Genomic DNA, 4,886 nt, shown 5'->3' on the forward strand with positions numbered 1-4,886 from the left:
TCCCCAGAATATCATATGAATTGCGGAACCAGTAATCCGTCGATACACTCCAATGATTCAGGAAGTTCATATCCACACCGACGTTGTAACTCAGCGCTTTTTCCCACGTCAGTTTGGGATTCACTACACTTCCGTATGTGATTCCGACCGATTTAGAAGGACTTGTTCCGAAATAGGCGGAATTACCGGAACTGTAAGATTCCTGCCACTGCCATCCGCCCACAGCGTCGTTACCTGTTAAACCGATTGATGCACGTAACTTTAAGAACTGAATAGCTGATTTATTGAAGAAATTTTCTTCCGAAATAATCCATCCCAATGAACCTGCAGGAAAAAATCCCCAACGCTGGCCGGGTGCAAAGTTCATGGAACCGTCTTCACGGAACGAAAAATTCGCAAGGTATTTATCGGCATACGAATAACTGAATTGCCCGATATACGACATGCGCCCGTTGATCCAGTCGGTATCTCCGCTTGCCCAATCATCTGCCCGCGCACTGCTTGCTGCCCAGAACTGGTCAGTACGGTAAACAGGGAAGGTCTCCCGTCCACCGGTTACCCCGGCACCGCCGCCTTCGTACCATTCCGTTACCAATGCAGCCTGTACGCGGTGCAGGTCTTTAAATACATTTTCGTAATTCAGCTGGACGTTGAACTGCATATCGTCGCTCCAGGTCGATTGACGTTGGATATATTCTTTTCCTACCCAGGTTGATTTTCTGACGCTTACGATATCTTCGTCTTTCGTAGAAATAATACGGTTATTCGTACCGCTTCTTTTCATGGTCGCTACATCATAATTGATATAGTATCTCTTATTAATATTGTTCGACCAACTTTTGCTGTAAGAGACCTTTGCACTCAATCCTTTCAGGAACGGAACTTTATACCTTCCGCTAATAATAAATTGAGGTTTTAACATCTCCGATTTATTATATCCGGCAGCCCCATCGACACTTGCCCCCATATTGGCAATCCATCCGTAATCGACATATCGCCCGTTATCGGTATATACGGGCTGATCCGGTTGCCAGACTCTTAGCTTACTATAATTCGCCTCGGCATTTTCAAAGACTGCATTTCCCTGGAAATTATTATACAAAGCGAAACTTGAAAACACTTCAAAATTATCCGTTATATCGGCCGTAACATTCATACGGATGTTATACTTATCATACGTCAAAGGATTCAGGAATCCTTCCTGTTTCACATACGAAGCAGCGCCAAAATAGCGCACTCTTTCCCCTCCGCCGTTCACACTCAGGTTGTGTGTTTGTGTTATCGGATTCTGCCACACGGTTTTCAGCTGATCATATCCCCAGCCGTTGTTAATGGTTTTATAATGATCCAGCTCATCTTGCGCCCACGCCCAACCGGCAGGGTCGGCAGCACCGTTGATACGGGTGTACATTTCTCCGGCCTGCACGGCGCTTGTCAGATCCACATTCTTCGTGCGTGTATCCAAACTGTATCCATAAGAATAATTGAAAATCGGTTTGCCCCGGGTTCCTTTCTTGGTGGTTACAATAATAACACCACCGGCAGAACGGGAACCGTAAATGGCAGCCGACGCAGCGTCTTTCAATACTGTGATGTCCTCTATTTCATTTGGACTCAGGTTGTTAAAATCTCCGGCTCCGCGAACGACATCATCGATCACGTAGGTTACATTCTGGGCGTTCCAGGAAGAACCGGTACGGATCGATATACTGGGTTGGGCTCCGGGAACAGCATTTACCGTACTGACATTTACACCCGCTAATTTTCCAATCAGGATATTACCGGCAGAAGTAGTCGGAAGCGCTTTTACAGTTTCTTCTACTTTCATGGAGGAAACCGCACCTGTCAGCAATCCTTTCCTCTGCGATAAATACCCTACCACAACCACTTCGTTTAATGTCTGAGTGTCTTCTTTCAGTGTGATATTGAGGGCTGTACGGCCTGCGGTACCAATTTCCTGTGTCAGATATCCTATATAAGAGATCTGAAGTACGGCATTGTTTTCCACGTCTAATGAAAAATTACCGTCGATATCGGTTACGATCCCGTTGGTTGTACCTTTTTCTACAATATTGGCGCCGATAACAGGATCGCCCTTTTCATCGATTATTTTTCCACTTATTTTCTGCTTGCCTTTTTGCTGGGCTGCCATTTTTACTGCGCCCGTCGCCTGGCTTCGTTGAGAGAGAAGAATATGTTTGCCTGTAATTTCAAACGCAATGTCTTCATCTTTGAATAACAAGCTTAATGTTTCCTGCAAAGGTGTATTTTTCACATCAATGGAAACACGTTTATCGGTATTGAACCCATCATCCTGAATGAATAGATATTTGCTCTGTTTCTCAATGATACTCAAAACTTCTTTTAAGGAGGCGTTCTTCTTCTGGATAGAAATTCTCACGTTTGGATTATTGACTTGTTCCGATTCCGCCTTCGAATAAGTTAGAAAGCATAAAAAGAAAACAAAAACAGCAAAAATAAATTTAAGATTGTAACAAGAATCATTACTTTTTGTTAAACTCTTGAATAAGAATGAATTTTTATGCATATCTTTGATTTGTTAATTAATTAATACTCTCACTATGTTAATCGTCAAACAAGATTAACATAACACTACGTAAATCTGTAATTGTATTGATTATTGACTCTTCCGGTATGCGCAGCCACGCTTACCGGTTATTTTTTAGGTTATCTGCAATTGTTTTTATTTCATAGGCATATTCTTTTAAGGTTATTCAATGTAAATGATTTGTTTTTGTTCATCGCGTTCGTAGCGGAAATCAGCTTTTCGTTGCAATACCTGCAAGGCATAATCCACACCATCCAACAGATAGAATTTACCGCTATAAGTCGATGATACAAATTTCGACCTATCTTTCACCTGGATGGTGATATCATAACAATTCTGTAACTGTCCGAAAATTTCCTCCATTGTTTTACCTTTGAAGGCGATAAACCCTTCGCGCCACAAAAACTGATCATAATCCTCAATCGGCATTACGGCAAGTTTCTCATTGACTAAAACAGCTTGTTGGCCGGGATGTAAATGAATTTCCCCTTCTGCATTTTCCGGGAGAAAAACACTCACTTTCCCCTCAATGAGCGACGTTTTAAAAACACGGCTTGCGGGAAACGCATCTACATAAAATGTAGTACCCGTTACCTTTACCATCCCTTCCTGCGATGCCACGATAAAGGGTTTGTGTTTATTTTTCGCCACATTGAAATAAGCCGATCCTTGCAGGTGTACCTTTCGTTCGTTACGTTTGAAGCCGGAAGGGAATGTGAGTTTTGAATTTGAACCAAGTTCTATGACTGTTCCGTCATTCAATGTTAATGATGTATGTTGTCCGACAGGAACTGAAACAGCCTGCAACACTTCGTTCTTCCCATCTTTATATAAGGCGTTGTATAAGAAAAAAGCGACGATTACCATACAGGCTACAGCAGCATATTCCAAACTCCTCACGATAATCGAACGGGAATTTTTGTTTTTCCGGTATTCTCCCATCCCCGTATCGCCCCGGTAAATGGACACGTCGTAAATGCGCTTGTCGAGTATATATTCTTCCTGATGATCGGGATGTGTCGATATCCATTCGAAAGCCTGTAAGCGCTCCTCGGGTGTTGCTTCGCCCCTGATGTATTTTTTTAATATTTCGCGTTCCATATTTTATGTTTTGCGTGCCTTTCTCCTTTGTTACCTTGGCAATACGAAAATTTTTCCTGTACCACATAATATCACCGGGACACAGCCATAAAATTTCCCTTGTTATAGTTAGGACGATTCAGGGAAAAGAAACCCTAAACAGATTGAGTTTTTTAAATAATTACTGTCAGGCAGCCTGGCATCAATGAAGAAAAGTACTCAATATAAATACTGTATAAATGAGATAATCCCTAAGGCTTTCTCTCAGAAGTCTCAATACCTTGGTAATGTGGTATTCTACGTTTTTTACAGTAATATTCATATTTTCTGCAATTTTCTTGTTCGAGTGTCCCGAAAAGCGGCTTTGAATGAAAATCTCTTTGCTTAGCGGTAAAACATGCGTTAAAGTTTCATTAATAATATCCATAATTTCATCGGTCAGCACATATTGAGGTAAACACGCTTCAAGGGTATTGATTCTCAACGTAAGTTCATTAAAATGATTATTGCTGATAGCATCAAAAGACTTATATTTTATTCGCTCGTGCTTCAAATAATCCAATGATCTGTTTTTCAATAACGTAAAAAGATAAGCTTTGATACTGGCAATGGGTGTCACACGTGATTCTTGCCATGTTTGAAGAATACATTCCGAGACGATGTCTTCAGCTGCCATGTCATCAAAAACATACGATTTCACAAAGAGAAACGACTTACGAAAATGTTCCGTATATAGTGTCTCCCATGTAATCATTTCATTGCTCCCCATTAAATCATAGACTATATTATATTAACCCAATATCTTCATAATATTCAACCATTTATCAATTGAAAATCTAAGAACAAGCTATTTGTTTTAAAAGCTTTTTTTAGCAGTACAACATTCAAGTCGAAAATGCAACTTTTTGATTAAACATAAAATTTTGAAATTTGTAGTCAAATCTTTTTCTTGGCCGATTATTGATTTTTTGTTTCGACAAAATTAAGATATTCTTTCGAGATATGGTCAAAATCTATCTTTTTCGGTATATTGTTTAATGGGGCTATTAAAATTTTCGTCGAACCTCTTTGTCCGCTCGCGTAGGGTTTAGCAACGAAAAAATCTATTTTTAGTTTGTTTCATTGTTGTATATTTTTGAACACAAAAAAGGCTTGCCGGAACACTTCTTGAGTTTACAACTAGTTGAACTAAACCTGTCGGTAAATTAGAATAGTGATAATTTTGAAGCGTAATAAC

The 4,886-nt window shown here is 40.2% G+C and carries 3 protein-coding genes; all 3 read right to left on the reverse strand.

Annotated features, from left to right (window positions below; translation table 11 throughout):
• Positions 1–2,401, reverse strand: a 2,401-nt coding sequence (locus Q0502_RS04365; protein WP_298647604.1) for a SusC/RagA family TonB-linked outer membrane protein, incomplete at its 3' end; no start/stop codon positions are given.
• Between the two features lie 330 nt (positions 2,402–2,731).
• Entirely contained in the window at positions 2,732–3,670 is a 939-nt protein-coding gene (locus Q0502_RS04370) for a FecR domain-containing protein (RefSeq protein ID WP_298647607.1), read from the reverse strand.
• A 181-nt stretch (positions 3,671–3,851) separates the two neighbouring features.
• Positions 3,852–4,418 carry an RNA polymerase sigma-70 factor gene (locus Q0502_RS04375; RefSeq protein ID WP_366521758.1) on the reverse strand — a complete coding sequence of 189 codons (567 nt, stop codon included), beginning with the start codon at positions 4,416–4,418 and terminating at the stop codon, positions 3,852–3,854.
• Between the last annotated feature and the right edge of the window lie 468 nt (positions 4,419–4,886).

The sequence above is a fragment of the uncultured Proteiniphilum sp. genome, from assembly GCF_937873925.1.
Classification (GTDB): Bacteria; Bacteroidota; Bacteroidia; order Bacteroidales; family Dysgonomonadaceae; genus Proteiniphilum.

What these genes read in the sequence shown, in the direction of transcription:
- Q0502_RS04370 (WP_298647607.1), bottom strand. Translation starts at nt 3,670, where the DNA reads ATGGAACGCGAAATATTAAAAAAATACATCAGGGGCGAAGCAACACCC.
- Q0502_RS04375 (WP_366521758.1), bottom strand. Translation starts at nt 4,418, where the DNA reads ATGGGGAGCAATGAAATGATTACATGGGAGACACTATATACGGAACAT.